This is a genomic window from Hydrogenophaga sp. LT287, from assembly GCF_055702805.1.
Map to the genome: position 1 here is coordinate 75,538 of NZ_JBVPZC010000001.1, position 25,368 is coordinate 100,905.

25 protein-coding genes and 1 pseudogene are annotated in these 25,368 nt (G+C 62.1%); 12 read left to right on the forward strand and 14 right to left on the reverse strand.

Going from position 1 to position 25,368, the window contains the following annotated elements; all coding sequences use genetic code 11:
• Window positions 1-266 precede the first annotated feature (266 nt).
• The 7 genes from AC0GNR_RS00355 to AC0GNR_RS00385 all read right to left on the reverse strand — a co-directional run bounded on the left by AC0GNR_RS00355 (window position 267) and on the right by AC0GNR_RS00385 (window position 5,110).
• Window positions 267-1,499: an AAA family ATPase gene (locus AC0GNR_RS00355; RefSeq protein WP_472899034.1), complete on the reverse strand. Its 1,233-nt coding sequence runs from the start codon at window positions 1,497-1,499 to the stop codon at window positions 267-269.
• The gene (locus AC0GNR_RS00360; protein ID WP_472899035.1) at window positions 1,496-1,954 is read right to left on the reverse strand and encodes a CHC2 zinc finger domain-containing protein; all 459 of its coding nucleotides are present in this window, start codon (window positions 1,952-1,954) and stop codon (window positions 1,496-1,498) included. Before AC0GNR_RS00360 ends, AC0GNR_RS00355 begins: the two co-directional genes overlap by 4 nt.
• Window positions 1,951-2,163, reverse strand: coding sequence for a hypothetical protein (locus AC0GNR_RS00365; RefSeq protein WP_472899036.1), 213 nt, complete (start codon window positions 2,161-2,163; stop codon window positions 1,951-1,953). The genes AC0GNR_RS00360 and AC0GNR_RS00365 overlap by 4 nt, the downstream gene beginning before the upstream one ends.
• Window positions 2,164-2,602: 439 nt before the next feature.
• Complete coding sequence (locus AC0GNR_RS00370) at window positions 2,603-3,163, reverse strand: hypothetical protein (protein ID WP_472899037.1); 561 nt, start codon at window positions 3,161-3,163, stop codon at window positions 2,603-2,605.
• Between the two features lie 3 nt (window positions 3,164-3,166).
• Window positions 3,167-3,508, reverse strand: coding sequence for a hypothetical protein (locus tag AC0GNR_RS00375; protein ID WP_472899038.1), 342 nt, complete (start codon window positions 3,506-3,508; stop codon window positions 3,167-3,169).
• Window positions 3,505-3,954, reverse strand: coding sequence for a hypothetical protein (locus AC0GNR_RS00380; protein WP_472899039.1), 450 nt, complete (start codon window positions 3,952-3,954; stop codon window positions 3,505-3,507). Before AC0GNR_RS00380 ends, AC0GNR_RS00375 begins: the two co-directional genes overlap by 4 nt.
• 25 nt (window positions 3,955-3,979) lie before the next feature.
• Entirely contained in the window at window positions 3,980-5,110 is a 1,131-nt protein-coding gene (locus AC0GNR_RS00385; RefSeq protein WP_472899040.1) for a tyrosine-type recombinase/integrase, read from the reverse strand.
• Between the two features lie 86 nt (window positions 5,111-5,196).
• Here AC0GNR_RS00385 and dusA point away from each other — a divergent pair, with 86 nt between their 5' ends.
• Both dusA and AC0GNR_RS00395 read left to right on the forward strand, forming a co-directional pair.
• Complete coding sequence (dusA, locus tag AC0GNR_RS00390; protein ID WP_472899294.1) at window positions 5,197-6,228, forward strand: tRNA dihydrouridine(20/20a) synthase DusA; 1,032 nt, start codon at window positions 5,197-5,199, stop codon at window positions 6,226-6,228.
• 11 nt (window positions 6,229-6,239) lie between these two features.
• Window positions 6,240-6,683 carry an FKBP-type peptidyl-prolyl cis-trans isomerase gene (locus AC0GNR_RS00395; protein ID WP_472899041.1) on the forward strand — a complete coding sequence of 148 codons (444 nt, stop codon included), beginning with the start codon at window positions 6,240-6,242 and terminating at the stop codon, window positions 6,681-6,683.
• A gap of 57 nt (window positions 6,684-6,740) precedes the next feature.
• Here AC0GNR_RS00395 and AC0GNR_RS00400 read toward each other — a convergent pair whose 3' ends face one another.
• The gene (locus AC0GNR_RS00400; RefSeq protein ID WP_472899042.1) at window positions 6,741-7,376 is read right to left on the reverse strand and encodes a GntR family transcriptional regulator; all 636 of its coding nucleotides are present in this window, start codon (window positions 7,374-7,376) and stop codon (window positions 6,741-6,743) included.
• Between the two features lie 143 nt (window positions 7,377-7,519).
• On the opposite strand from AC0GNR_RS00400, the gene scpA reads away from it, so the two are divergent.
• The 6 genes and pseudogenes from scpA to AC0GNR_RS00430 all read left to right on the forward strand — a co-directional run bounded on the left by scpA (window position 7,520) and on the right by AC0GNR_RS00430 (window position 15,323).
• Entirely contained in the window at window positions 7,520-9,682 is a 2,163-nt protein-coding gene (scpA, locus tag AC0GNR_RS00405) for a methylmalonyl-CoA mutase (RefSeq protein WP_472899043.1), read from the forward strand.
• Between the two features lie 67 nt (window positions 9,683-9,749).
• Window positions 9,750-9,959: pseudogene (locus tag AC0GNR_RS00410) on the forward strand (GIY-YIG nuclease family protein); the annotation flags it as partial.
• Window positions 9,960-10,223: 264 nt separating this feature from the next.
• Complete coding sequence (gene meaB / locus AC0GNR_RS00415) at window positions 10,224-11,201, forward strand: methylmalonyl Co-A mutase-associated GTPase MeaB (RefSeq protein WP_472899295.1); 978 nt, start codon at window positions 10,224-10,226, stop codon at window positions 11,199-11,201.
• A 29-nt stretch (window positions 11,202-11,230) separates the two neighbouring features.
• Window positions 11,231-12,763: an acyl-CoA carboxylase subunit beta gene (locus tag AC0GNR_RS00420; protein ID WP_472899044.1), complete on the forward strand. Its 1,533-nt coding sequence runs from the start codon at window positions 11,231-11,233 to the stop codon at window positions 12,761-12,763.
• Window positions 12,764-12,783: 20 nt separating this feature from the next.
• On the forward strand, window positions 12,784-14,835 hold the full coding sequence (locus AC0GNR_RS00425; RefSeq protein WP_472899045.1) for an acetyl-CoA carboxylase biotin carboxylase subunit: 2,052 nt from the start codon (window positions 12,784-12,786) through the stop codon (window positions 14,833-14,835).
• Window positions 14,832-15,323, forward strand: a complete 492-nt coding sequence (locus AC0GNR_RS00430) for a VOC family protein (protein WP_472899046.1) — start codon at window positions 14,832-14,834, stop codon at window positions 15,321-15,323. The genes AC0GNR_RS00425 and AC0GNR_RS00430 overlap by 4 nt, the downstream gene beginning before the upstream one ends.
• A gap of 73 nt (window positions 15,324-15,396) precedes the next feature.
• Here AC0GNR_RS00430 and AC0GNR_RS00435 read toward each other — a convergent pair whose 3' ends face one another.
• Entirely contained in the window at window positions 15,397-15,771 is a 375-nt protein-coding gene (locus AC0GNR_RS00435) for a cupin domain-containing protein (protein ID WP_472899047.1), read from the reverse strand.
• A gap of 194 nt (window positions 15,772-15,965) precedes the next feature.
• On the opposite strand from AC0GNR_RS00435, the gene AC0GNR_RS00440 reads away from it, so the two are divergent.
• Together AC0GNR_RS00440 and AC0GNR_RS00445 are read left to right on the forward strand one after the other, a co-directional pair.
• Window positions 15,966-16,301: a hypothetical protein gene (locus AC0GNR_RS00440; RefSeq protein WP_472899048.1), complete on the forward strand. Its 336-nt coding sequence runs from the start codon at window positions 15,966-15,968 to the stop codon at window positions 16,299-16,301.
• A gap of 133 nt (window positions 16,302-16,434) precedes the next feature.
• Window positions 16,435-18,759, forward strand: a complete 2,325-nt coding sequence (locus AC0GNR_RS00445) for a methyl-accepting chemotaxis protein (protein ID WP_472899049.1) — start codon at window positions 16,435-16,437, stop codon at window positions 18,757-18,759.
• 14 nt (window positions 18,760-18,773) lie between these two features.
• Here AC0GNR_RS00445 and rsxB read toward each other — a convergent pair whose 3' ends face one another.
• Window positions 18,774-19,436: an electron transport complex subunit RsxB gene (gene rsxB / locus AC0GNR_RS00450; protein WP_472899050.1), complete on the reverse strand. Its 663-nt coding sequence runs from the start codon at window positions 19,434-19,436 to the stop codon at window positions 18,774-18,776.
• A 49-nt stretch (window positions 19,437-19,485) separates the two neighbouring features.
• Entirely contained in the window at window positions 19,486-21,195 is a 1,710-nt protein-coding gene (locus AC0GNR_RS00455; RefSeq protein ID WP_472899051.1) for a polyhydroxyalkanoate depolymerase, read from the reverse strand.
• Window positions 21,196-21,427: 232 nt separating this feature from the next.
• Here AC0GNR_RS00455 and ygiD point away from each other — a divergent pair, with 232 nt between their 5' ends.
• Window positions 21,428-22,315, forward strand: a complete 888-nt coding sequence (gene ygiD / locus AC0GNR_RS00460; RefSeq protein WP_472899052.1) for a 4,5-DOPA-extradiol-dioxygenase — start codon at window positions 21,428-21,430, stop codon at window positions 22,313-22,315.
• A gap of 14 nt (window positions 22,316-22,329) precedes the next feature.
• Here the strand turns inward: ygiD and AC0GNR_RS00465 are convergent, their stop codons facing one another.
• Window positions 22,330-23,607 carry a DEAD/DEAH box helicase gene (locus tag AC0GNR_RS00465; protein WP_472899053.1) on the reverse strand — a complete coding sequence of 426 codons (1,278 nt, stop codon included), beginning with the start codon at window positions 23,605-23,607 and terminating at the stop codon, window positions 22,330-22,332.
• A gap of 74 nt (window positions 23,608-23,681) precedes the next feature.
• Between AC0GNR_RS00465 and AC0GNR_RS00470 the strand changes: the two genes are divergently transcribed.
• Window positions 23,682-24,044 carry a translation initiation factor Sui1 gene (locus tag AC0GNR_RS00470; protein WP_472899054.1) on the forward strand — a complete coding sequence of 121 codons (363 nt, stop codon included), beginning with the start codon at window positions 23,682-23,684 and terminating at the stop codon, window positions 24,042-24,044.
• 14 nt (window positions 24,045-24,058) lie between these two features.
• Here the strand turns inward: AC0GNR_RS00470 and AC0GNR_RS00475 are convergent, their stop codons facing one another.
• Window positions 24,059-24,625: a redoxin domain-containing protein gene (locus tag AC0GNR_RS00475; RefSeq protein WP_472899055.1), complete on the reverse strand. Its 567-nt coding sequence runs from the start codon at window positions 24,623-24,625 to the stop codon at window positions 24,059-24,061.
• A 7-nt stretch (window positions 24,626-24,632) separates the two neighbouring features.
• Window positions 24,633-25,358, reverse strand: a complete 726-nt coding sequence (gene serB, locus AC0GNR_RS00480) for a phosphoserine phosphatase SerB (RefSeq protein ID WP_472899056.1) — start codon at window positions 25,356-25,358, stop codon at window positions 24,633-24,635.
• Window positions 25,359-25,368: the final 10 nt, after the last annotated feature.

Consider the following 25,368-nt stretch of genomic DNA (forward strand, 5'->3'; position numbering starts at 1 on the left):
TCGGTGTTCGGCTAAATAAAACGCTGAGCACTAGAGAAACCACGCGGTTGGAATTACCCTTGCGGCCACCCACCGGAAGGGACCCGCACCCGGGGGGTGGTGTGGGAATCCCGCATCGCTTGCAGCTCTGAATCTGCCCCCTCTGAAATACTGTCTTATTTGAAATACTGAATTGAACTTGCCACACTTGCCAAACTGGACGAACTCAGTGTTTATGCGGCTTCCAGTGGTTTGGGCGTGTTCGTTTGAATGGGGTTTTTCGGCCATCACAGTGCACCCCCCGGCAGTTCGGCCAGTTCGGCCAGTTCGGCAGGTTTGGCAGTTCGGCAGTTCGGCAGTGGGGGCACATTGGGGTGCCGTGCGATGTACCGCGTGTTCTTCAGTCGGATGTATGTCTCAAGCCAAAGTGACGTGGTGCAGCTCGCATCGCTGGTGCAGTGGCGATCCAGCACCCTGCGCACAGCCTTGACCCCGACCCCCGTCGACTTAGCCACCGCCTCGACAAGCTCTGTGCGGTTCATGCCGCTGCCACCCATGGCGCTCAGGATGGCCTGATTGATTGGCGCATCCTCTTCGCGCTGCACATCGATGCGCTGCAGCTCTCGCACGTTAACGGACCGCTCCAGCACTCGCAGCGCCATCGTGTCGATATCCAGCTCTAAGGTAATCGGCTTGACCGGCGCCCGCTGCTTGTCTGGCGTCATAGTCAGCAGAACTCGATTGTTCACGTCGGGCTTGGTGCTTTCGATGTAGAACATCTCGTCAACATCGTTGCGCACGTCTGCCACGCCTTCAAAGATCGGTTTCCCGTCTGTGCCGACATGCTTGTTTGTGTGGCCCAGGAGCACGATGGTCGCGCCGCGCTGGGTCAGTCCGCGCATAAGCGTGAAGAACGCCCGCGCACCGCCTTTGCTCATCAGGTCGGTGTACTTCTTGAGCGTGTCAAAGAACATGACAAAGCCGTCAAGGTTTGCCCCCTCTTTCACAAAGCGCTGCAGCACAGCGAGTTGCTGCTCTGGGGTACTCTGGCTCAGTGTCGAGTTCAGGAGCCGGTACCCGTGTTTCTCCGCGTGTTCATGGAGCGCGGGGATATCACCAGCGCCGGCATCCTCTTGGAAGACCATCACGGTGTGCCCAGCTTGTGCAAGTTCACCGGCTGCATGCTTTGCCACGGTGGTCTTTCCACCGTTGCCGGGTGCGCTCCACACACCGATGTGCTTGTTGACGATGACCGAACGCCAAATGATCGTTGAGGCTTCCATTTCTCGCACCATTTCTTCGTTAACTGCAAAGTTACTCAGGGCTTCCAGCGGGTCTATGGGCGGCTTTTCAGGCTTGCTGCTGCCCTTGCCTGCGCTTTGTGCTTCGCGCCCGCCTGCTGGCGCGTAGGTCTCGCTGTGCACCACGTCCTCGAACTCTGGCCAGCCGCGCCCGTGTGTCTGCCCGATTTCTGCGTCAAGGTCTGCAGCCAGGTGGTTGTATTGAGCTGGTGTTTTCATGTGAACGCCTCCACCAGTCTGGTGATGCGGCTGGCGCAAACCAGCAGCCTCGCCAGGTCAACATCACTGAGCGCAACACCGCGCCCAAGGTTGCCAGCAGCCACCGCGCACACGGTCGCCTCAAAGCCCAGCACCTCGAGCGCACTGCGTGGCGACAGCGGTGCGGGCTTGTGGTTTGCTTGCGGTTTGCCGTCATCAACCCAGGCGCCCAGCGCCTTCGCAGCCTCGACAAAATCCAGCCCGTGCGCCTGCATGTGATAGGCCAGCACGTCGCCGCCTTTGACGCCGCAAGACATGCACACCCAGGCGCCGGTAACTGTGTTGACGCGCATCGAATCACTTCCACCATGGAAGCGGCAGATCGTCGTCTTCCACTTCCCAGGACCCTTTAGCATCAGGTCTTCCGATTCAAAGTAGCCCACCGTTTCGGGCTTTCGTTCGCGGTCGTAGCTCATACAGACGCCCCCTCAACTTGCGCCAAGAACGCACGCACGTCGTGCGGGTGACTGAGCACGCTGGTCTTAGAGCTGCGCATGATGTGGAAGCTGACGCGGCCATCGCCGGCCCGGTAGACGCGCTGCAGGCTGTAGCCACGTTTGGCAAAGCGTGCTCGCAAGTGGCGAAACTCACCCGGCTCAAATTCATGGCCGGTGGGGTTGCACACTGAGCGAACCAGTCCGATAATGTGGGCGTCTTGTGATCTCGTTTGTTCTGCGTGAAGCCCGGTTGCCGCCGGGCTTTCGCTTTTGTGGGCATGGATCACAGCAGCGCCTTTCGTGGTGCTGCCCGCTCTCGGGTCAGGGACTCCAAGTGATCGGCGACTGCCTTCCGGGGGTAGAGCACCCGGTTGCCCATGCGAACGTAAGCCGGGCCTTGGCCCCGTTTGCGCCATGCCTCAAGCGTGCTGAGCTTTGCGCCGGCCAGCAGACTCAAATCATCTTCTGTCACACAGTCCAAGCGGTCTGCAAGGGTTTGCAGGCGCTGAACTTCGGCGTGCTGTGTGCTTTCCATGTACCCATCCTTTCCCGGCTGTGCGCCGGTTGTTGCGATGGGTGGACTTTCTTTTTATTGCTGTGTCATTGATAGGGCAACTTGAGACAGTCTCAGTTTCCTCTCTTGAGGATTCGATAGACCGTCGCCCGGCTTACTCCCGTAGTTGCAGGTATATCGCTGATCTTGACCCCCTTAAGAAGTGCTGCTCTCACACTTTTTTCGGGGTCGATTTGTTTTGATCTTGAGTGGATGCGTATCCGGCGCCCACCCCAAAGCTGCGCAAGGTCTCGCTCAAACGCAGCGTAGCGATCGCGCCATGCCGCATGGGGTACTGTGGGAGCGTCCTTGAAGCTCGCGTAGAAAAGACGCAAACCCATCCACTCGAAAGCGGCCATGAAGTCTTTTTTTTCTGTGCTCAGCTCGCTCGGTGGCGGGGTAAGTTCTTGGCGGGGAAAAGGAGTGGTCTTGTCGACTTCGTGGAAGTCAATCAATAAAAGGCTTAGGACCAAACTCACCCACAAAACAATGTCGCCATCGCCAGGCGCATCGGGCCCGATTCTTTGGTCGCCCTCTGCCATCTCGTACAAAACCCGGTACTTGTCGTTTGCGAACAAGGCCGCGCGAGCGGCCTTGCGATCAACTGGCATCACTGGCTTACGCTGGCGTCCCATGAGTCAGCTCGACTGCCCTTTGAATACCGCCATGCCACGCTTCCCCCGGCGCTTAACCGCTCTATGGAGCACCTGCTGCAGCGTCTTGTCGCTCTTGGCTTGAACAGCTCGCCGGTAAAGCTCGTGCGCCGGATTCACTTCGATGTCGCCATGCTCAACCAGTCGTGCGACCTCAGCGCCCAGATCAAAAAATCGAGCTTGGACAGCTTCTGTGTAGCGGTACTGCTCCTCCTGCCTCGAACAGTGGTTCAGCGCGCGTGCGATCAATGCCACGCCTTCCGCTGCAAGCTTGTGGGCCTGGAGCCGATGCACATCCAGCGAATCGCCCTGCTTTCGGTTGATCATGACGCGCTCCCAGATAGCTTGTCGGCTACGCCTGTCAACTCCTCAAACATCTTGCCCAGCGCATCAATGGCTGCACGTGTAATGGACTGCAGTTCATCTGAAGACATGGCATCGACCCGGCTGCGGATGCCGGCTGCATGCCACAGGGCGGCGCCGGTAGCCTCAAGAATGGTCAATGGCGTCCACCAGTCGATTGTGTCTGGCGCTTTCTCTTTGTTTTGGAGAGCGTCACGCACGGCGTGAACTCGCGCGCACACCGCGCCCAACGCAGGCTCCCACCGCGAAAACTCGTTGTTTTTATAGCGGACAGAGCCGTCCTCCTGCGCAGCCACGGCAAGGGACACGGCCCGCATGATTGCGATCCCTTGAGAGGTTTGCTGCAAAGCGGTCCGCACATCTGCGTAACCGTACACATCTGCGCCATCGGCTACAGTTTGATCAGCCATTTTCAAAGCTCCGTTTTGATGATGGTCAGGCGGTCGAGGCGGTTGCGTCGCCTCGGCCGTCGCCTTTTTGCCCTGCATGATCCGGCGCAGGGCTTGCCGGTTTTTTGATCGCGTTGTGCACGTCTTCCGGCTGGATGGCCGTGTACCGTCGCAGCATGGCCCACGTTTTGTGGCCGGTCAGCAGCGCCACCTGGGGGATACCAAGGCCCATGCGGAAAAACTCGGCGGTTGCCTTGTGGCGCAGGTCGTGAAACCTCAGGTCCTTGATTTCGAGTTGCTTGCACGCCCGTGTGAACGCTGCAGAAACGCTGTCCTCCGCGTAGGGGAAAAGAAAACCCGAATCCCGCTCTTTCAGCACGGTCTCAACAATTGCCCAAGCTCCGGCCAGCAGGGGCACGGTCTGGTGGTTCCCGATCTTGTTTTGCGGGTCCTTGCGGTCGCGGATCACGATAGTTTTGCGCTCAGTGTCCAGATCCTCAACCTCCAGGCGGCATATTTCGCCCTGCCTCATGCCCGTGGCCAGGGCGAAGCGGCAGATGATCTCCATGGGTATTTTTTGGCGCAGGTTGTTGCGCCACATGGTGTAGAGCCTTTCCAGCTCTGTATCGGTTGGTTCACGGTCACGCTCAACCCCTCGGGTCTTAAGCCCCCGGTGTTTGAGGCTGGCGCGGGCGTCCAGTCCAAGCCGATCATTGATATCAAGGCGGCGGGAATGCTTCCCCCACTTGAGCACAGCGGACAGATAAGAAAGGTCTGCACTGATCGTCACACCGCCGGCGCCGGCCTCAATTCGACGGTCTATAAAGTCACGGACCACAACCGCAGACAGTGCCGACAGCTTCACCTTGCCCATTTCGCGCTTCAGCATCTCAAGCGTGGACAGTTTGGTTTTCCCGGCAGGGGCCATGGTTTCGCGGTACTTGTCGATCAGGTCGCCAAGCGTTGAGCCTTTTGGCACTGGTGCAAAGCAGCCAGCCGCTATGTGGTTGGCCTGGGCTTCAATCGCGGTCGCCCAATCGCGGGCCTCGCGCTTTGTCGCAAAGGTCCCGGCGCGGTAAAGTCCTGACTTCCTGACTTGAACTCGCCACTTTCCTGAGGGCAGTTGCTGAAATGTTGGCATCGTGTGCACTCTGTATGCATGTTGCGGTGCCTTCATTGTTACCCGTTTATGCCCCTCGTGTGCACCTTATGTGCACTGAATGCTGCACACGATGAAAAAAGAGCATATTGAAATTGAAAAATATTGAATTAAATCAACAACTTAGCAAGTGGAGAATTTCGGTTGCCCCCATGATGGGGTGGACCGATCGACATTGCCGCTACTTTCACCGTCTGCTCACGCGCCACACGCTGCTCTACACCGAGATGGTGACCACGGGTGCGCTGATTCATGGCAATGCGGCGCAGCATCTGAACTTCAACACCGAAGAGCACCCGGTGGCGCTGCAGCTCGGTGGCAGCGATCCGGCCGATCTGGCCATCTGCGCCAAGCTGGGTCAGGACCGAGGCTATGACGAGATCAATTTGAACTGCGGCTGCCCGAGTGAGCGCGTTTTGCGGGGTGCCTTTGGGGCCTGCCTCATGGGCGAAGCCGCGCTGGTGCGCGACTGCGTCAAGGCCATGGTGGATATGGTGGACATTCCGGTCACGGTCAAACACCGCATCGGCATTGACAGGGTGGAAAGCTACGATTTTGTGCGCGACTTTGTGGGCACCGTGGCCGAAGGCGGCTGCCAGGTGTTTCTGGTGCACGCCCGCAACGCCTGGCTGCAAGGGCTGTCTCCCAAAGAGAACCGCGAGATTCCACCGCTGCGCTACGAGCTCGCCCACCGCCTCAAGCTGGACTTTCCGCACCTGACCATTGCGGTGAACGGCGGCATCACCACCAACGAACAAATCACCGAGCAGCTGGCTCACGTGGACGGCGTGATGATCGGGCGCGAGGCGTATCACAACCCTTGGTTGATGGTGGATTGGGACGATCGTTTTTACGGAGACGACACGCGCACCACGCCGACCCGCGAAGCGGTGGAAATGGCGATGGTGGACTACATGGAACGGGCTGCGCAGGAAGACGGCGCGCCCTGGTATTCCATTGCCAGCCACATGCTGGGCCTGCGCCACGGCTTGCACGGTGCGCGCAAGTGGCGTCAGGTGTGGAGCGATCACCACCTCAAACCGTTGCCAGCGCGCGAGGTCTGGGCCATGGCCCAGGCACACGTCAGGACCGCAGGCGAAGAACTTCAACCCGAACCCCTGGTTTTAACCCTTTGAAAGAACCCACCATGAACCGTTTTCTACTCAGCTGCGCCGCCCTGGCGGTCAGCCTCAGCGCAGTGACTGCAGTGGCCCAAAATGCCGTGCTGGACGCGGCCGCCAAAGAGGCCGGCGCGCTGGTCACGAAGTCTGGTCTGGTCTACCGTGTGCTCAAAGAAGGCGGCGGCGCCAGCCCCGGGTCGACCGACACGGTCAAGGTGCACTACAAAGGCACGTTCCCGGACGGCAAAGAGTTTGACAGCTCCTATTCGCGCGGCACGCCGATTGAATTTCCCTTGAGCCGCGTGATTCCCTGTTGGACCGAGGGCGTGCAGCGCATGAAGCTTGGCGGCAAAGCCAAGCTCACCTGCCCCAGCCAGATCGCTTACGGTGAGCGCGGTGCCGGCGGTGTGATTCCGCCCAATGCCACCTTGGTGTTTGAGGTTGAACTGTTGGGTATCAACGGCAAGTGAGGCTTCTGCGGCGTAGCGCCTGGGCCGCCACAAGGTCTGGCGCTGCGTCGTGGCCGCTTAGGTTGCGGCTTCCAGCCCGTTGCGAAAATGCGCGTGCATGCGCTGCTGCGTGAGCGCTGCGTCTCGCGCCAGCAACGCGGCCATCACGGCGCGGTGTTCGGCCAGTGAATCGTCTATACGACCGCTCTTGAGCAACGAGTTGTGCCGGTTAAGCTTCATCACTTTGCGCAGGTCGGCCACCATCTGCTCGCGCCAGCGGTTGTTGGCGATTTCCAGCAACCGCATGTGAAAGCGCTCGTTGATGGCAAAGAAGCGATCGCGGTCGGCGGTGGTCGCTTCCAGTTCGGTGTGCAAGTTTTGCAACTCGGCGTGCTCCGCGTCGGTGCCGCGCTGGGCCACGACGGCAGCGGCGTCGGACTCCAGCAGCGCCAGCAGGTGGTACACATCGGCCAAGTCTTTGTCGGACACTTCCGTCACGTAAGCTCCGCGCCGCACTTTCATGGTCACCAGACCTTCAGCGGCCAGCACCTTGAGGGCTTCGCGCAGCGGTGTGCGGCTGATGCCGTATTCCTCGGCAATCTTCAGTTCGTCGATCCAGCTGCCAGGCTCCAGCTCGCGGCTGAAGATGCGTTGGCGCAGCAGCTCGGCGACTTCTTCGTACAGGGCGCGCGGCGCCAGTGACAGGGCAGACATGGGTGGTGTGACAGGGCTTTGTATAAGTGGCTGATTGTAAGTCAGCAGGAATATTTTGCATCAATAATTATGAATGATATAAAATGTTGCCTGCCGCGGTCGCAGCCGCTGTCATTTCTGTACCGAACAACCCACCGCCCGCCATGAGCCAGAACACGCCCGAATTCAACCCCGCCAACCTGGAAGCCTGGACGAAGGCGGCCCAGAAATCCGCTCCCGGCGGTGACGTGAACGCCCTGAATTGGTTGACGCCCGATGGCATCAGCGTGAAGCCGCTGTACACGGCCGAAGACACGGCCAACCTGCCGTACACCAACACTCTGCCCGGTTTTGAGCCTTTCATTCGTGGCCCGCAGGCCACCATGTACGCGGTGCGCCCTTGGACGATTCGGCAATACGCCGGTTTCTCCACCGCCGAAGAATCCAACGCGTTCTACCGCAAGGCGCTGGCCGCGGGCGGGCAAGGCGTGTCGGTGGCTTTCGACCTGGCCACGCACCGGGGTTACGACAGCGACCACCCGCGGGTGACGGGTGATGTGGGCAAGGCGGGCGTGGCCATCGACTCTGTAGAAGACATGAAGGTCTTGTTTGACCAGATTCCGCTCGACAAGGTGTCTGTCTCGATGACCATGAACGGCGCCGTGCTGCCGGTGCTGGCCGGCTACGTGGTGGCGGCCGAAGAGCAGGGCGTTTCTCAAGACAAATTGAGCGGAACGATTCAGAACGACATTCTGAAAGAGTTCATGGTGCGCAACACCTACATCTACCCGCCCGAGCCGAGCATGAAGATCATCGGCGACATCATCGAGTACACGGCGCAGCACATGCCCAAGTTCAACTCGATCAGCATCAGCGGTTACCACATGCAGGAAGCCGGCGCCAACCAGGCGCTGGAACTGGCCTTCACCCTGGCCGATGGCAAGGAATATGTGAAGACGGCGATGGCCAAGGGCATGGACGTGGACGGCTTTGCCGGGCGCCTCTCGTTCTTCTGGGCGATCGGCATGAACTTCTACCTGGAGATCGCCAAGATGCGCGCGGCCCGGCTGCTGTGGTGCCGCATCATGAAAGGCTTCGACGCCAAGAACCCGAAGAGCCTGATGCTGCGCACGCACTGCCAGACCTCGGGCTGGTCGCTCACCGAGCAAGACCCGTACAACAACGTGGTGCGCACCACCATCGAAGCCATGGCGGCCGTGTTCGGCGGCACGCAAAGCCTGCACACCAACGCCTTCGACGAAGCCATTGCGCTGCCCACCGACACCAGTTCGCGCATCGCCCGTAACACGCAGCTGGTGATCCAGGAAGAGACCCACATCACCAGCGTGGTCGACCCCTGGGCCGGCAGCTACATGATGGAGAGCCTGACGCAAGAAATGGCCGACAAAGCCTGGGCCATCATCGAAGAAGTGGAAGCCATGGGCGGCATGACCAAAGCCGTGGACAGCGGCTGGGCCAAGCTCAAGATCGAAGCCGCTGCGGCCGAGAAGCAGGCCCGCATCGACAGCGGCAAGGACGTGATCGTCGGCGTCAACAAATACAAGCTCAAGACCGAAGACGCGATTGAGGCGCGCGACATCGACAACGTGGCGGTGCGCGACGGCCAGATCGCCCGCTTGCAGGCCATCAAGGCCAGCCGCGATACCGCCCAGGTCGAAGCGGCGCTCAATGCGCTGACCACAGCAGCCGAATCCGGCCAGGGCAATTTGCTGGATCTCACCATCCAGGCCATGCGCCTGCGCGCCACGGTGGGCGAGGTGAGCGATGCGCTGGAAAAAGTTTTTGGGCGCCACCGCGCCGACACGCAAAAGGTGACCGGTGTGTACGCTGCCGCTTACGACTCTGCCGAAGGCTGGGACGCCCTGAAGGGCGAGATCAACGATTTCGCCACCGCACAAGGCCGCCGCCCGCGCGTGATGATCAGCAAGCTCGGCCAAGATGGTCACGACCGCGGGGCCAAGGTGGTGGCCACGGCCTTTGCCGACCTGGGTTTCGACGTCGACATGGGCCCGCTGTTTCAAACACCCGAAGAGTGCGCCCGCCAGGCGATTGAGAACGACGTGCACGCTGTGGGTGTTTCCACCTTGGCCGCCGGCCACAAAACCTTGGTGCCGGCCATCATTGCCGAGCTGAAGAAGCAGGGCGCCGACGACATCATCGTGTTCGTGGGCGGCGTCATTCCGCGCCAAGACTACGAGATGCTGTACGAAGCGGGTGTCAAGGGCATCTACGGCCCGGGTACCCCCATTCCGGCCAGTGCCAAAGATGTGCTGGAGCAGATCAAGAAGGCTCTGGGGCAGGCTTGAATTTTTTAGGCGAGTCCCACCATTCCGTTCGGGCTGAGCCTGTCGAAGCCTTCACACACTCCACCTCGTGAAACCTTTTTTCGTCTACCTGCTGCGTTGCGGTGATGGCTCGCTTTACGCGGGGCACACCGACTCGCTCGAAGCACGGTTGCACCAACACGAATCCGCAGACACCGGTTACACCGCCACGCGCCATCCGTTGCAGATGGTCTGGCACGGCGAGTTTGAAACGCGTGAGGGGGCGCTGGCGTTTGAGTTGCAGATCAAGGGCTGGTCGCGTGCCAAGAAAGAGGCACTGATCGGGGGGGGCTGGGAGCGTATCAAGGAACTGGCTCATTCAAATGGCCAGACCGCAAAAGGGCTTCGACAAGCTCAGCCCGAACGGGTGGGCGTTGAGCGCGAAAAAAATACCGTTCGCCCCGAGTTTGTCGAAGGGACCACCCAAGTGCCAGGGCTTCGACAGGCTCAGCCCGAACGGTCGGGGGGCGTGACCGAAAAAAACACCGTTCGCCCTGAGCTTGTCGAAGGGCTCACGCAAAACATCCTCGCGGGTCAGCCCATGGTCCAGCGCCGCGCCATGGCCAAGGCCATCACGCTGCTTGAATCGACCCGCACCGACCACCGTGCGCAGGGTGATGAGCTGTTGACCGCGTTGCTACCGCACACCGGAAAGTCTTTTCGGCTCGGCATCAGCGGTGTGCCTGGGGTCGGTAAAAGCACCTTCATCGAGGCGCTGGGGCTGTACCTCATTGGCCTCGGCCACCGCGTGGCGGTGCTGACCATCGACCCTTCTTCCACCGTGTCGGGCGGCTCTATCCTGGGCGACAAGACCCGCATGGAACACCTGAGCGTGCATGAGCACGCCTACATCCGCCCCAGCCCGAGCAGCGGCACGCTGGGTGGCGTGGCCGAGAAAACACGCGAGGCCATGCTGGTCTGCGAAGCCGCTGGCTACGACATCGTGATGGTGGAAACCGTGGGCGTGGGCCAGAGTGAGACGGCGGTGTCGAACATGACCGACATGTTTGTGCTGTTGCAGTTGCCCAACGCCGGTGACGACCTGCAGGCGATCAAAAAAGGCGTGATGGAGTTGGCCGACCTGGTGGTGATCAACAAGGCCGATATCGACCCCGACGCTGCCACGCGCGCCCGCGCGCAGATCACGTCGTCGCTGCGTCTGCTCGGGTTGCATGGCCGCTCAGAACATGCACATCACGACGACACCATCTGGCACCCACAGGTGATTGAAATCAGCGCCCTGCACAACCGAGGCGTGGATGGTTTTTGGCGCGAGGTGAGCCGCTTTCAGACCCTTCAAACGGCCAATGGCCGGCTCACTGCGCGCCGCCAGAGCCAGGCCGGCGCCTGGATGTGGGAGCGCATTGACGCGGGTCTGAAACAACGCTTTCGCGAGCACCCGCAGATCCGCGCACGGCTGGAGGAAACCACCCGGCGCGTGTTGGCAGGCCAATTACCAGCCTCCACCGCAGCGCGCCAGCTGCTTGAATTGTTTGACTGAATCCGAACCGATTTTTCTGGAGAACCCCCATGCAAGAAATCCTTGAACAACTTGAGAAAAAGCGCGCAGCCGCCCGCCTGGGTGGCGGGCAAAAGCGCATCGACGCGCAGCACGCCAAAGGCAAACTCACGGCGCGTGAGCGACTGGAAGTGCTGTTGGACGAAGGCAGCTTTGAAGAGTGGGACATGTTTGTTGAGCACCGCTGCACCGACTTCGGCATGCAGGACAACAAGATTCCGAGCGATGGCGTGGTGACCGGCTACGGCATGATCAATGGCCGCCTGGTGTTCGTGTTCAGCCAGGACTTCACGGTGTTTGGCGGTGCGTTGTCCGAAGCGCATGCCGAAAAGATTTGCAAGATCATGGACCAGGCTATGAAGGTCGGCGCACCGGTGATTGGCCTGAACGATTCGGGCGGCGCCCGCATCCAGGAAGGCGTTGCATCGCTGGGCGGTTACGCCGAGGTGTTCCAGCGCAACGTGATGGCCAGCGGCGTGGTGCCGCAGATCAGCATGATCATGGGTCCGTCCGCCGGTGGTGCGGTGTACTCGCCCGCCATGACCGACTTCATCTTCATGGTGAAGGATTCGAGCTACATGTTCGTCACCGGCCCCGAGGTGGTGAAGACCGTGACGCACGAGGAAGTGACCGCCGAAGAGCTGGGTGGGGCCGTGACGCACACCACCAAGAGCGGCGTCGCCGATCTGGCGTTTGAGAACGATGTGGAAGCGCTGCTGATGTTGCGCCGCCTCTACAACTACCTGCCGCTGTCCAACCGCGAAAAAGCCCCGGTGCGCCCCAGTGGCGATCCGATTGACCGCGCCGAGATGAGCCTGGACACCCTGGTGCCCGAAAACCCGAACAAGCCCTACGACATGAAGGAGCTGATCGTCAAGACGGTGGACGACGGCGACTTTTTCGAGCTGCAGCCCGAGTACGCCAAGAACATCCTGATTGGCTTTGCCCGCATGGACGGCCAGACGGTGGGCATCGTGGCCAACCAGCCCCTGGTGCTGGCCGGTTGCCTGGACATCAAGTCGAGCATCAAGGCGGCGCGCTTCGTGCGTTTCTGCGATGCCTTCAACATCCCGGTGATCACCTTTGTGGACGTGCCCGGCTTCATGCCCGGTACCTCGCAAGAGTTTGGCGGCATCATCAAACACGGCGCCAAGTTGCTCTACGCGTATGCTGAATGCACCGTGCCGAAAATCACCGTGATCACCCGCAAAGCCTACGGCGGCGCGTACGACGTGATGGCCTCCAAGCACCTGCGCGGCGACGTGAACTTGGCCTGGCCCAACGCCGAGATTGCGGTCATGGGCGCCAAAGGCGCGGTGGAAATCATCTTCCGCGAAGACAAGGGCGACCCCGAAAAGCTGGCCGCCAAGGAAGCCGAATACAAGGCGCGTTTCGCCAACCCCTTTGTGGCCGCGAACCGGGGCTATATCGACGACGTGATCATGCCGCACAACACCCGCAAGCGCATTTGCCGCAGCCTGGTGATGTTGAAGGACAAGAAGATTGAGAACCCGTGGCGCAAGCACGGGAACATTCCACTCTGATCACGAAAGAGAAGCAGAACATGTTTACCAAAATTCTGATCGCCAACCGTGGCGAAATCGCCTGCCGCGTTATCGCCACCGCCAAGAAGATGGGCATTGCCACCGTGGCGGTGTATTCCGAGGCCGACAAGGAAGCCCGCCATGTGGCACTGGCCGACGAAGCTGTGCTGATTGGCCCCGCTGCGTCGCGCGAGTCCTACCTTGTGGCCGACAAGATCATTGCCGCGGCCAAGGCCACGGGCGCGCAAGCCATCCACCCGGGCTACGGTTTTCTGAGCGAAAACGAAGCCTTTGCCAAGCGCTGTGAAGACGAGGGCATTGCCTTCATCGGTCCGCGCCATTTCTCCATCGCAGCCATGGGCGACAAGATCGCGTCCAAGAAGCTGGCGCTGGAAGCCAAGGTGAACACCATCCCTGGCTGGAACGACGCCATTGAAACGGCAGAGCGCGCAGTCGAGATTGCCAAAGACATCGGCTACCCCGTGATGATCAAGGCCTCGGCCGGCGGCGGTGGCAAGGGCCTGCGTGTGGCCTTCAACGACAAGGAAGCATTCGAGGGCTTCACCAGCTGCCGCAATGAAGCGCGCAACAGCTTTGGCGACGACCGCGTGTTCATCGAAAAATACGTGCTGGAGCCGCGCCACATCGAGATCCAGGTGCTGGGCGATTCGCACGGCAACGTGATCTACCTGAACGAGCGCGAGTGCTCCATTCAGCGCCGCCACCAGAAGGTGATTGAAGAGGCGCCGTCACCGTTCATCTCCGACGCCACGCGCAAGGCGATGGGCGAGCAGGCCGTGGCCCTGGCCAAGGCCGTGAAATACCAGAGCGCGGGCACAGTGGAATTTGTGGTGGGCAAAGACCAGGACTTCTATTTCCTGGAAATGAACACCCGCCTGCAGGTGGAGCACCCGGTGACCGAGTGCATCACCGGGCTGGACCTGGTGGAGCTGATGATTCGCGTGGCCGCCGGTGAAAAGCTGCCGCTCACGCAAGACCAGGTGCAGCGCAACGGCTGGGCAATCGAATGCCGCATCAACGCGGAAGATCCGTTTCGCAACTTCCTGCCCAGCACCGGGCGCCTGGTGCGTTTTGCGCCGCCTGCGCAGACCATGTTCCAGTCCAACACCGATGCGCTTTACGGCGTGCGCGTGGACACCGGCGTGGTCGATGGCGGTGAGATTCCGATGTTTTACGACTCGATGATCGCCAAGCTGATCGTGCACGGCAAAGACCGAAACGAGGCGATTGCCAAGATGCGCGAAGCGCTCAACGGCTTCGTCATTCGGGGCATCAGCAGCAACATCCCGTTCCAGGCCGCGCTGCTGGCCCACCCCAAATTTGTGTCGGGTGATTTCAACACGGGCTTTATTGCCGAGCAGTACAGCCAGGGCTTCCGGGCCGAAGATGTGCCGCATGACGACGCCGACTTTCTGGTGGCGCTGGCTGCCTTCGTGCGCCGCAAGTCGCGCGAGCGTGCAGCGGGCCTCACCGGCCAGCTGCCAGGTTATGGGGTCAAGGTCGGTCACGATTTCAGTGTGATCACCATGGGCACCAGCGGTGAAAACCGCTACACGGCCGTGCACGTGGACGAGGTGCTGGGCCAGGTGGGTTCTGCGGTGGTGACGGTGGAGGGCAAGCGCTTTGCCATCAGCAGCGGTTCGCGGCTGAACGACATTTGCATCACCGGCGAGTGCAACGGCCAGCCGTTCACCGCGCAGGTGGAGCGCGGTACGCTGCGCAACCCGCTGGCCCTGGTGGTGCAGCACAACGGCACGCGCATTGAGACCGTGGTGGTGTCGCGCCGCATGGCCGAACTGCACAAGCTGATGCCCTTCAAGGCCGCGCCCGATATGAGCAAGTACGTGCTCTCGCCCATGCCCGGCTTGCTGGTCGATGTGGCGGTGCAGGTGGGCCAAAAGGTGCAGGCTGGCGAGCGCGTGGCCGTGATTGAAGCCATGAAGATGGAGAACGTGTTGTTCGCTGCCGCCGATGGCGTCGTGTCCAAGGTGCTGGCGTCCAAGGGCGAAAGCCTGGTGGTCGATCAGCCGATCGTGGAGTTTGAAAAATGAAAGGTACACCACGTCCGTTCAAGGTGCTGGGCATCCAACAAATTGCCATCGGTGGCCCCGACAAACTGCGCCTGCAAACGCTGTGGGTGGACATGCTGGGGCTGGAAAAAATCGGCACCTTTCAGAGCGAGCGCGAGAACGTCGATGAGGATATCTGCGCCATCGGCAGCGGCCCGTTCAAGGTCGAGGTTGATCTGATGCAGCCCATCGACCCGGATAAAAAGCCCGCGGTTCATACCACGCCACTCAACCACATTGGCCTGTGGATCGACAACCTGCCGGTGGCCGTTGAGTGGCTCACGGCGCAGGGCGTGCGGTTTGCCCCGGGCGGCATTCGCAAGGGCGCAGCGGGCTTTGACATCACGTTTTTGCACCCCAAGGCCAATGAAGAGTTTCCGGTTGCAGGCGAAGGCGTGCTGATCGAACTGGTGCAGGCCCCGCCCGAGGTGGTGAGCGCCTTTGCTCAGTTGGCGGCCCAGCCGACCTGACGGACTGTCACCCTCAAAAAAGCCCTGCTGGCGTTCACGCCGCAGGGCTTTTTACATGGCTGGTACGGTCGACCTACTCACAAATCATGTACGTTTTGGTGAGCATTTCCAACACCTCAAATTCGCCGGTAAAGCCCGGCGGTAGGTAGATGCCTTCACCCGGGCCAGCTTCCTCGAAGCCACCTTGAGCGTCGTGCACCCGGCACCGCCCCTGCAGCACGGTGAACAGCTCGCGCTCGGTGTCGCCCATGGCAATGCGCCAGCGCCCGGGTTCACAGCGCCACACCCCACAAAACACCTGGCCGGCGGGCAGCGCGGTGTCCACCCTGTTCCATGTTTCGCGCATCGGATTGCCCAGAACCCGTCGCTCGGGTTTGGGGTGGTCTGTTACCGGGCGGCCGGCTGGCTCGGCAGTCAGTTTGATGAGGCGTGTCAAAGCGGTGTGCATGGCCGAATTGTCGCAAATCGGTGGCGTGGCTCCTGTGCGGAGCAAGCATGGCGGTGGACCGAAGAAGGCAACAAGGCCGAAATAGTGGCTTTGTTCAACGCAACGTTGGGTGCGGCAGTCCGTACGCTAGAGGCACAAGGGGTCTTCGCACACACCGCACTCGAAGACCTGTTTCAACGCAACAGGAGCGCACCATGGATACCTCACCCCAACCGTCAGCCACGCCGTTGTCAGCCGACCCGCATGCGCTTTTGGCACAGGGTGACGAGCGCTGGGCGCAGCGCTCGCCCAACTGGCGCGAACGCGAGCTGGCCATGCCATGGCCGCAGGATCTGCTGGAGACGTTCACCCTGCGCATGTCCAGCCATGGCATGTGTGTGAGCCGTGCGCTGATGATGTGCGACCGCCGCTATGCGCTACAGCAGCTGGTGCATGCACACAGCCTGGCCGACGACACCCTGCGGCTGATGGCGGTCCAGCTGTTCAGGCGCTACGAAGCCCGGCAGTCGGGTATTCCGTTTTTGCACTGAACGAGCTTGGGTCTCGTGCGGTTCCAAGGCCGTTCAGGGAACCATTTCTACCGGCTGGGGCAAAGGTCTTAAAGCTTGCCGTTCTGGTACCGATACCACGTCTTATTGGCCAATCAACAGGAACTGGGTGCGCATGTTTTTTTTCAAAGCCTTTTACCCTGGCATCTGGCTGATGCGACGCCTGCGACTACCGACCAAGCTGGGTTTGCTGGCAGCCGTCCTGTTGGTTCCGCTGGTCATCACGTCCCTGTTGTTGGTGCAGCGACTGGGCGCAGACATTCGATTCACGCAGAGCGAGACCGACGGCTCGCGTGCCATTGGCGCGTTGACCCAGGTGGTCAAAATTGTGCAAACCCACCGCGGCCAAACCCATATGTTGCTCTCGGGGGTTGCGTCTGCCCGCGCACCGCTGGCTCAGGCCCGTGCCGAGCTGGGCCAAGCGGTAGCGGCCACTGCGGCTGCGCTGGCGCAACGCCCCGACTTCTCACTCGGCGAAGACTGGACCGCTTTGCAGACACGGCTGGAAGGCCTGGCGGCCACTGAGAGAGTCACAGCAACCGAGTCGTTTGCCCTGCATACCGCGCTGGTGGGCGACCTGCGGCGCTTTGTGTACACCGTGGGCGAGCGCTCCAACCTGTTGTTTGATCCTGAGCCTGCCACCTACTTTCTGATGGACATGGTGGTTGCTCACACGATTGGCTGGGGTGAGTCGTTGGGACGCATTCGGGGCATGGGCGCTGGTCAGCTGGGCTTGCCTGAGCCGCAGGCCGATGCCGTCGGTAACCTGCGCCTGCAATTCGATAACCTCCAGGCCGACACCGAAGACCTGCGGTTTGCCATGGGCTTTGCGGCTCGCTACGGACAAGGTGACTTGAAAGGCGAACCCGCTCTGGCTGGCACGGCGTCGTTTTTGTCGCTGGCGCGTCGCAGCTTTGACACACCGGGCGCTGTGCAGGCAGATGCGTTTTTCGCGGCCGGCACACAGGCGATTGGTTTGGTCAACAGCTATCAGGCCGATGTCTTGTCGCGTCTGGACAGCCTGCTCAACCAGCGCATTGAGCACCTGCAGTTTCTGCGCAAGGTCGCGGTGGGTGCCACGGTGCTGGGTATGGCTCTGCTGGTTTATCTGATGCTGGCTTTCTATCTCAGTTTCGTCAGCGATTTCCGCAACGTGATTCAGGTGATGGGCCAAACCGCAGCGGGCAATTTGCGGGCGCATGTGCGTGTGCGCGGCAGCGACGAACTGGCCGAGCTGGGTACCTTGCTGGAACGCATGATCGGCAGCCTCTCCGGCATGGTGGCCGAAGTGCGCAGCAACTCGGCGTTGGTGGCGCACGCCGGCCGCAGCCTGGCCGTGGGCAACCGCGACCTGGCCGACCGCACCGAGCAGCAGGCCGCCAACCTGGAGCAAACCGCCGCCAGCGTGCAGGAGCTCTCGGGCACAGTGCACCAGAACGCCGAAACCGCCAGCGACTCAGACGCCCAGGCGTCCAAGGTGCGCGATGTGGCCGAGTCGGGTGCGGCTTCCATGGCGCGTGCCGTCACCTCGGTGGAAGTGATTCAGAAGAGCGCCCAGCAGATGAACGAAATCATCGGCGTGATCGACAGCCTGGCTTTTCAGACCAACATCCTCGCGCTCAACGCCGCGGTGGAGGCTGCGCGTGCCGGTGAACAGGGCCGGGGCTTTGCCGTGGTGGCCAACGAGGTGCGCACGCTGGCCCAGCGGTCCGCAGCGTCATCCAAAGAAATTCGCCAGCTCATCGAGGCGTCTTCGTCGCAGGTGGAAACCAGTGTTCGGCAAATTCGGGCCGTGGGCGGCAACATCACCGAAATCGTCAATGGCGTGCGTGGTGTGGCGGCCAATATGTCGCTCATTTCAGCAGCCAGCGCCGAGCAAAGCACCGGTTTGATCGAGATATCTTCCGCGGTGGGGCAGCTTGACGAGATCACGCAGCGCAATGCGCAGATGGTGGAGCGTGCGGTGCAGCAGTCCAACCAGCTGGAGGAGCGAGCCGCCCATTTGTCGCGCGCTGTGTCGTCGTTCATGTTGCAGCAGGGCACCGCGGAAGAGGCCATGGCATTGGTTGAACTGGCGTTGGAGCACCGCAGCCGCGCGTCGCGCGACGCGTTTGTGCGCGACTTGAGCGACCCCGGTAAGGCGTTTCACGACCGCGACATGTATGTGTTTGCGCTTGATCGTAACGGCGTGTACCGTGCCTTTGGTGGCAAACCCGACAAGGTGGGCAACCGGGTGCAGGACATTGCCGGCGTGGACGGCGAGGCACTGCTGCAGGCCATCGTCACCCAGGCAGAAGTGGCCCCGGGCTGGGTGGAGTACGACATTGTCAACCCGGTCAATGGGAGCATCCAGACCAAAATGTCTTACGTGACCCAGGTGGATGACCTTTACGTGGGTTGTGGTGTCTACAAGTCGTCGGTGCTGGCCGCCGCGGCCTGACGGGGCCTTTGCACCTAACCCGTTGAAGCGTCGCGCTTGGCGCGTGCACGGGCCAGCGCAGCTTCAATCACCGACCTTTTTTTGTCCAGGGTGGCCGGGTCGGTGTGTTGCGAGTGGGCGGCCAGATCGGCCAGCTTCATTTCGGCCTTGGCTTCGAGCCGCTCACCGTGCTCAACGGCTTCGCGGGCGGTGCGCTGCTGGTGTTGCTGGTAGCGGCCGCGAGCCAGGTCGGCTTGCGTGTCGGTCCAGGCTTGCCAGCCCGTGCGCTCACCGCTGACCACCTCCAGGGAAATACAGTCCACCGGGCACACGGGCAAGCACAACTCGCACCCGGTGCAATACGGCTCAATGACCGTGTGCATCAGCTTGTTGCTGCCCACAATGGCGTCGGTGGGGCAGGCTTTGATGCACAGCGTGCAACCAATGCACCAGTCCTCATCGATCACGGCCACGGTGAGTGGCCCTTCAATGCCGTGGGCTGTGTTCAAAGGGATGATCGGCAGGCCGGTGATTGCAGCGAGGCGCTCAATGCCTTCGGCGCCGCCCGGTGGGCACTGGTTGATGCCAGCCTCTGCGCTGGCAATGGCCTGGGCATAGCTGGCGCAGTCGGGGTAGCCGCACCGTGTGCACTGCGTTTGCGGCAAAGCGGCGTCGATGCGCCGTGCGAGGTCGTTCATGCCGGGGAATATACCCGTGGGTGGGCGACTCCCCGGCGGCCCGCGTGAATCAGGCGCTGGGAGCCTGGTCGGGCTTGCTGACCACCACGGCGGGCGCAGCGGGTGCAACCGCCTTGGCCGCCACGGCGACGGTCGCAGGGGCTGCGGCGTTGACCACCGCAGGGGTGGGGGTTGCAGGCTTGGCCACAGCCACCACCGCTGGCGCCACCGACGGCTTGACCACGGCTTTGGCCGCTGTTTTGGCCACGGCCTTGCTCACCGGTTTCGCGGCGGGTTGGGTGGCTTGTTTGGCCACGGCCACGGGCTTGGTGGCTACCACGGTGGTTTTCACCGCTTTTGCGGAAGGTGCCTTGGCAGCCGGCTTGGGTGCGACAGCGGCTTTCGCAGCCGCTGGCTGTGCTGGCTTGGCCTTGGCGGGTGCTGCTTTCACCGGTGCCACGGCAGCAGGTGCCTTGGCTTTTGGCTTGGCAATGCCTTTGGGGGCTGGCGCCGAGCCGGGCTGGTGGGCAATGATGAACGCCTTCACCAGCGGGTACACCATGTCGCGCCAGCGGCGGCCGCTGAAGATGCCGTAATGACCAGCGCCTGCGGCTTCGTAGTGCATTTTTTGCTTGGGCGCGATGCCGGTGCACAGGTCGTGCGCCGCAGCGGTTTGCCCCGAGCCCGAAATATCGTCCAGCTCACCTTCGATGGTCAGCAGGCCGGTCTGGGTGATGTCTTGCGGCTTCACGCGCTCGGCCTTGCCTTTGGGGTTTTTCACATCCCAGGTGCCGTTGACCAGTTTGAAGTCCTGGAACACCGTGTCGATGGTTTCCAGGTAGTAGTCGGCGTCCATGTCGAGCACGGCGTTGTACTCATCGTAAAACTTGCGGTGGCTCTCGGTGCTGGAGTCGTCACCTTTGATCAGGTTCTTGAAGTAATCGTAATGGCTGTCGGCATGGCGGTTCGGGTTCATGGCGATGAACCCGGTGTGCTGCAGGAAACCAGGGTACACGCGGCGGCCGGCGCCTGGGAAGCTCTCTGGCACGCGGTAGATCACGTTGTTTTCAAACCAGCTGTGGCTGCGTTGCACGGCCAAGTCGTTCACGGCGGTGGGCGACTTGCGCGCGTCAATGGGGCCACCCATCATGGTCATGGACAGCGGCGTGGTTTCGCCACGGCTGGCCATGAGCGACACAGCGGCCAGCACCGGAACGGTTGGCTGGCACACGCTCATCACGTGGCAATTGCCGTATTTCTTTTGCAGGTAACGAATAAATTCCTGCACGTAGTTCACGTAGTCATCAAGGTGGAATTCACCTTCTGACAGCGGCACCAAGCGGGCGTTTTTCCAGTCGGTGATGTAGACCTTGTGGTCTTTGAGCATGGTGCGCACGGTGTCGCGCAGCAGGGTGGCGTAGTGGCCTGAGAGCGGTGCCACGATCAGCACGACCGGCTGGGTCTTGAGTGTGTCCAGGGTGGCCGAATCGTCTGAAAAGCGCTTGAACCGGCGCAGTTCGCAGAATGGCTTGTCCATTTCAATGCGCTCGTGAATCGCGACGTCCACGCCTTCCACGTCCACCGTGTGAATGCCGAACACGGGCTTTTCGTAGTCTTTGCCCAGTCGGTGCATCAGGTCGTAGGCGGCCGACACGCGCTGCGCCAAGGGAAACTGACCCAGAGGCAGTCCTGGGTTGCTGAACAGCTTGGCAGCAACCTCGGCCAGGTCAGAGAACGGCTCCATGATGGAGCGCTGGGTTTCGTAAATCTGGTAGAGCATGGGTCTTCAAAAACAGTTATGTTGCAGTGCAATATAACAGGATGACACGTTTTGTGTTGCGGTGAAAACACCTAATTTCCCAGCCCGGCTGTCACCTTTGTGAAAGAATTCACCCGGTGTTTCTTGCGCCGCCAAGTCTTCAATTCGCTGTATTTTTCCCGGTGCCGCCAAACCGCACACCCGTCCTGGGTTGATTCGCCACCGTATTTTTGCCGTTACTGCCCCCATGTCAATGAGCGCTTCCCCTCTGCCCGGTGCCACGGCACCCACCGTTTTGTCGTCCAGCCACGTGAGCAGCTTGCAGGCGCTGCCTGCCACAGACCGTTTGCCGGTGCTGTTTCTCGGTCACGGCAGCCCCATGAATGCGATTGAAGACAACGCTTACCGGCGCAGCTGGCAGGCGCTGGGCCAGGAGCTGCTGGCGCGGGTTGAGCGGCCCCGTCTGATCCTGTGCATTTCAGCCCACTGGCTCACGCGGGGCTGGCAGCTCACGGCCATGAGCGATCCACGCACCATCCACGATTTTGGTGGCTTTCCCCAGGCGCTGTTTGACCAGCAGTACCCCGCACCCGGCGCGCCTGCGCTGGCCCGGGCCATCAGCGAGCAGGTGCACCAGCCGGGCACCGCGCTGCCGCTGGGGCTGGATGAAGCCGATTGGGGGCTGGACCATGGCAGTTGGTCGGTGCTCAAACCCATGTTCCCAGAGGCCAATATTCCGGTGGTGCAGCTCAGCATGGACTACAGCCGACCGCCGGCCGAGCACTTTGCGCTTGGCCAGCAGCTGCGTGCGCTGCGCGAGCGTGGCGTGCTGATCGTGGGCAGCGGCAACATCGTGCACAACCTGCGCACCATGCGGCGCGAGGTGGCCGACGACCAAGCCTATGACTGGACCATCGAGTTTGATGCCGTGACGGCCGGGCACATGGAGCAAGGGCGCCTGGGCGCTTTGAGCGATTTTCAGCAGCTGGGCGATCTGGCCCAAAAGGCCCATCCGACCTGGGAACACTACCTGCCGCTCCTGTATGCGGCCGGTGCGGTGGCGCCCGATGAAGCCCCACGTTTTTTCAACGACCGTTTTCAGGCCGCCTCGATTTCCATGCGCTCGGTGGTCTGGGGCTGAGGCGGCTCAACGCCTTATTCGGATGAGTTCGAGGTGCCGGTGTCAGGGGCCGCCGCGGCAGCGGCAGCAGCGCGCAGCTTGTCTTTTTTGCTGGGCCGTTTGCCCTTGATGCCGCCGTTGTCCGGTCCCACCGGGTTGCGTGGCACGGCCACTGCCACTGGTTCAAACCCGGCAATCTGTTCGCGCGGTATGCACAGACCCTGGCGTTTTTCAATCAGGTTCCAGTGCGCTTCGGTGTCGGCGCTCACAAAGCTCACGGCCAGGCCGCTTTCGCCTGCGCGGCCTGTGCGGCCAGTGCGGTGCACGTAGTCCACGGCTGAGCGGGGCAGGTCAAAGTTCACCACCACGGGCAGTTGCGCAATGTCGATGCCGCGCGCGGCCAGGTCGGTGGTCACCACCACGTCCCAGCGCTTTTGCTTGAATTCGTCCAGCGCCTGCTTGCGCGCGCCCTGGCTCAAGCCGCCGTGAAACGAGGTGGCATACAAATCGCCGTGGTGCAGCTTGCTGGCCAGCCGCTCGGCCGCGTATTGCGTGGCCACAAACACCAGCACCCGTTCCCAGCCGTTGTCTTTGATGAGCTTGCGCAGCAGCTGGGTGCGCCGGTCGGCGTCCACCTGAATCACACGCTGCAGCACCACGGCGTCGGCCACGGGCGCAGAAGGAATGTCGATGCGCTCGGGCGTTTGCAGCAGGCCGCCGGCCAGTGTCTGTACCTCGGGCGGGAACGTGGCCGAGAAAAACAGCGTGTGCCGTTGCGCGGGCAGCAGCGCCAGCACACGGGTCAGTTCGTCGGCAAAGCCCAGGTCGAGCAGGCGGTCGGCTTCGTCCAGCACCAGCATGTCCACCGCAGCCAGGCGCAGGGCGTTGTGCTCCACCAGGTCCAGCAGGCGCCCGGGCGTGGCCACCACCACGTCGGCACCGCCGCGCAGCGCCATCATTTGCGGGTTGATGGACACGCCACCAAACAGCACCGCCACCTTGGGCCGCTCGGTCAGGTGCTGGGCCAAGCTGCGCAGCACCTCGCCCACCTGGGCCGCCAGCTCGCGCGTGGGCACCAGCACCAGAGCGCGTACGCGCCGGGGTGTGTGCAGCGGTGCACCTTGCAGGCGCTGCAGCAACGGCAGCACGTAGGCCGCGGTTTTGCCTGACCCGGTCTGGGCTGTGGCCAGCACGTCTTTGCCTTGCAGCACGGCCGGAATGGCCGCTTGCTGGATGGGTGTGGGGGCTGTGAAACCAAGTTCGGCAGCGGCTTGGGCGAGGGCGGGAACGAGCCCGAGAGCGGTAAATGGCATGGTGCGGTGTTTCTTTGCAGTTTAACGGGGCTGGGCAAGGCCGACAGATGCGCGAGGCGCTACGATCGGCGCCCATGAAAAACAAGCTTTCAATGGGCGGCCTGGTGTATTCGACCGACGCAGGCCGCATGTGCCCCACCTGCCGCCAGCCCGTGGCCCAGTGCGTGTGCGGCCAGCGCAGCGCGGTGCCGGCGGGCGATGGCGTGGTGCGCGTGTCGCGCGAAACCAAAGGGCGCGGGGGCAAGGCGGTCACGCTGGTGAAAGGCGTGGCGCTGGACGCCGCCGGGCTCACCGCCCTGGGCAAGCAACTGAAAGCGACCTGCGGCACCGGTGGCACGGTGAAAGATGGTGTGATTGAAATTCAAGGCGACCACGTGGAGCGGATCATGGCGGCGCTGAAAGCCCAGGGCCATGGGGTGAAGCGCGCGGGGGGTTGAGGCGCAACCGTCCGTCAGAACCAGCCCGCCCACCACAGCCGCAGCCGCATGCCCAGTTCGGTGGTGTAGCCCACGGTGGCGCCGCGCAGGTGGCCCTGGCCGTCCACCACCACAAACGCCGGCACCGACTTGAAGCCCAGCGCACGGGCCATCTCGCCGCGCGGGTCCACCGCGGTGGGCCAGGGCAGCTGGCGCTGCGCCAGCACGCGCGCCACGGCATCGGCCTGGCCCGACTGCATGGCCACTGTGAGCACCCGCCCATGGGGCACCAGGCGGGTGATGCTGTGCTCTTCGGTGCGGCAGATGGGGCACCAGTCGGCCCACACATGCAATGCCACCGGCTGGCCTGGGTGCAGCGCGCGCCAGGCGCTCAAGGTGGTTTGGGTGCGGCTGCCGTCGGGCGCAATCAGAGTGAACGCCAACTCGGGCGCCGGGCCCGCCGGCACGCCGCGCGTTTGCCACGCCTGCACGCCCAGAAATACCGCCAGCACCAGGGCCAGGGTGCCCAGGTGGCTGCGCCATTCGCGGCGCAGGTTGTTGGCCAGGCGCTTCAACATCTGGCGCGCGTTGGGTTGTTGCAAGTGCGGGTCACCGCAGCACGTCCAGCAAGCGGTCGAGCCCGCCTTCGTTGATGGCGACCATGGCCTGGGCGCGCACGGCAGGTTTGGCGTGGTACGCCACCGACAGGCCCGCCTCGCCCATCATGGGCAGGTCGTTGGCGCCGTCGCCCATGGCAATGGTTTGCTGGGGACTGATGCCCAGCAGTGCGCAGGTTTCCAGCAGCATCTTGCGCTTTTCCTCGCCGTCACAAATGTCACCCCAGGGCTGGTCCACCATGCGGCCGGTGAGCTGGCCACAGTTGGGGCCGCTCTCAATCTCCAGCACGTTGGAGCGTGTGTAGTCGATGCCCAGGCGGTCGCGCACGCGGTCGGTGAAATAGGTGAAGCCGCCCGACACCAGCAGCACCTTCAGGCCAGCGGCCTTGCAGGCTTTCACCAGCGCCTCGGCGCCCGGGTTGAGCTGCAGGCGCTGCGTCAGCACCTGTTCCATGTCGGCCACGGTCACGCCGCGCAGCAGCGCCACGCGCTGGCGCAGGCTGTCTTTGTAGTCGGTGATTTCACCGCGCATGGCGGCTTCGGTGATGGCCGCCACCTCAGGCTTGCGGCCCGCCGCATCGGCAATTTCGTCCACGCACTCGATGTTGATGAGCGTGGAGTCCATGTCAAACGCGATGAGCTTGAAGTCGCTCAATTTCAGTGGCGGGGTGAAGCCTTGCAGGACGAGGCCGGGGGCGAATTCGGTGGTGGTGGTCATGGTCGTTTGG

Bases quoted from the DNA above. Each gene is read 5' to 3' on its own strand.
- AC0GNR_RS00355 (WP_472899034.1), bottom strand. From the start codon at position 1,499: ATGAAAACACCAGCTCAATACAACCACCTGGCTGCAGACCTTGACGCA.
- AC0GNR_RS00360 (WP_472899035.1), bottom strand. From the start codon at position 1,954: ATGAGCTACGACCGCGAACGAAAGCCCGAAACGGTGGGCTACTTTGAA.
- AC0GNR_RS00370 (WP_472899037.1), bottom strand. From the start codon at position 3,163: ATGGGACGCCAGCGTAAGCCAGTGATGCCAGTTGATCGCAAGGCCGCT.
- AC0GNR_RS00375 (WP_472899038.1), bottom strand. From the start codon at position 3,508: ATGATCAACCGAAAGCAGGGCGATTCGCTGGATGTGCATCGGCTCCAG.
- AC0GNR_RS00380 (WP_472899039.1), bottom strand. From the start codon at position 3,954: ATGGCTGATCAAACTGTAGCCGATGGCGCAGATGTGTACGGTTACGCA.
- AC0GNR_RS00385 (WP_472899040.1), bottom strand. From the start codon at position 5,110: ATGAAGGCACCGCAACATGCATACAGAGTGCACACGATGCCAACATTT.
- AC0GNR_RS00395 (WP_472899041.1), top strand. From the start codon at position 6,240: ATGAACCGTTTTCTACTCAGCTGCGCCGCCCTGGCGGTCAGCCTCAGC.
- AC0GNR_RS00400 (WP_472899042.1), bottom strand. From the start codon at position 7,376: ATGTCTGCCCTGTCACTGGCGCCGCGCGCCCTGTACGAAGAAGTCGCC.
- scpA (WP_472899043.1), top strand. From the start codon at position 7,520: ATGAGCCAGAACACGCCCGAATTCAACCCCGCCAACCTGGAAGCCTGG.
- AC0GNR_RS00420 (WP_472899044.1), top strand. From the start codon at position 11,231: ATGCAAGAAATCCTTGAACAACTTGAGAAAAAGCGCGCAGCCGCCCGC.
- AC0GNR_RS00425 (WP_472899045.1), top strand. From the start codon at position 12,784: ATGTTTACCAAAATTCTGATCGCCAACCGTGGCGAAATCGCCTGCCGC.
- AC0GNR_RS00430 (WP_472899046.1), top strand. From the start codon at position 14,832: ATGAAAGGTACACCACGTCCGTTCAAGGTGCTGGGCATCCAACAAATT.
- AC0GNR_RS00435 (WP_472899047.1), bottom strand. From the start codon at position 15,771: ATGCACACCGCTTTGACACGCCTCATCAAACTGACTGCCGAGCCAGCC.
- AC0GNR_RS00440 (WP_472899048.1), top strand. From the start codon at position 15,966: ATGGATACCTCACCCCAACCGTCAGCCACGCCGTTGTCAGCCGACCCG.
- AC0GNR_RS00445 (WP_472899049.1), top strand. From the start codon at position 16,435: ATGTTTTTTTTCAAAGCCTTTTACCCTGGCATCTGGCTGATGCGACGC.
- rsxB (WP_472899050.1), bottom strand. From the start codon at position 19,436: ATGAACGACCTCGCACGGCGCATCGACGCCGCTTTGCCGCAAACGCAG.
- AC0GNR_RS00455 (WP_472899051.1), bottom strand. From the start codon at position 21,195: ATGCTCTACCAGATTTACGAAACCCAGCGCTCCATCATGGAGCCGTTC.
- ygiD (WP_472899052.1), top strand. From the start codon at position 21,428: ATGAGCGCTTCCCCTCTGCCCGGTGCCACGGCACCCACCGTTTTGTCG.
- AC0GNR_RS00465 (WP_472899053.1), bottom strand. From the start codon at position 23,607: ATGCCATTTACCGCTCTCGGGCTCGTTCCCGCCCTCGCCCAAGCCGCT.
- AC0GNR_RS00470 (WP_472899054.1), top strand. From the start codon at position 23,682: ATGAAAAACAAGCTTTCAATGGGCGGCCTGGTGTATTCGACCGACGCA.
- serB (WP_472899056.1), bottom strand. From the start codon at position 25,358: ATGACCACCACCACCGAATTCGCCCCCGGCCTCGTCCTGCAAGGCTTC.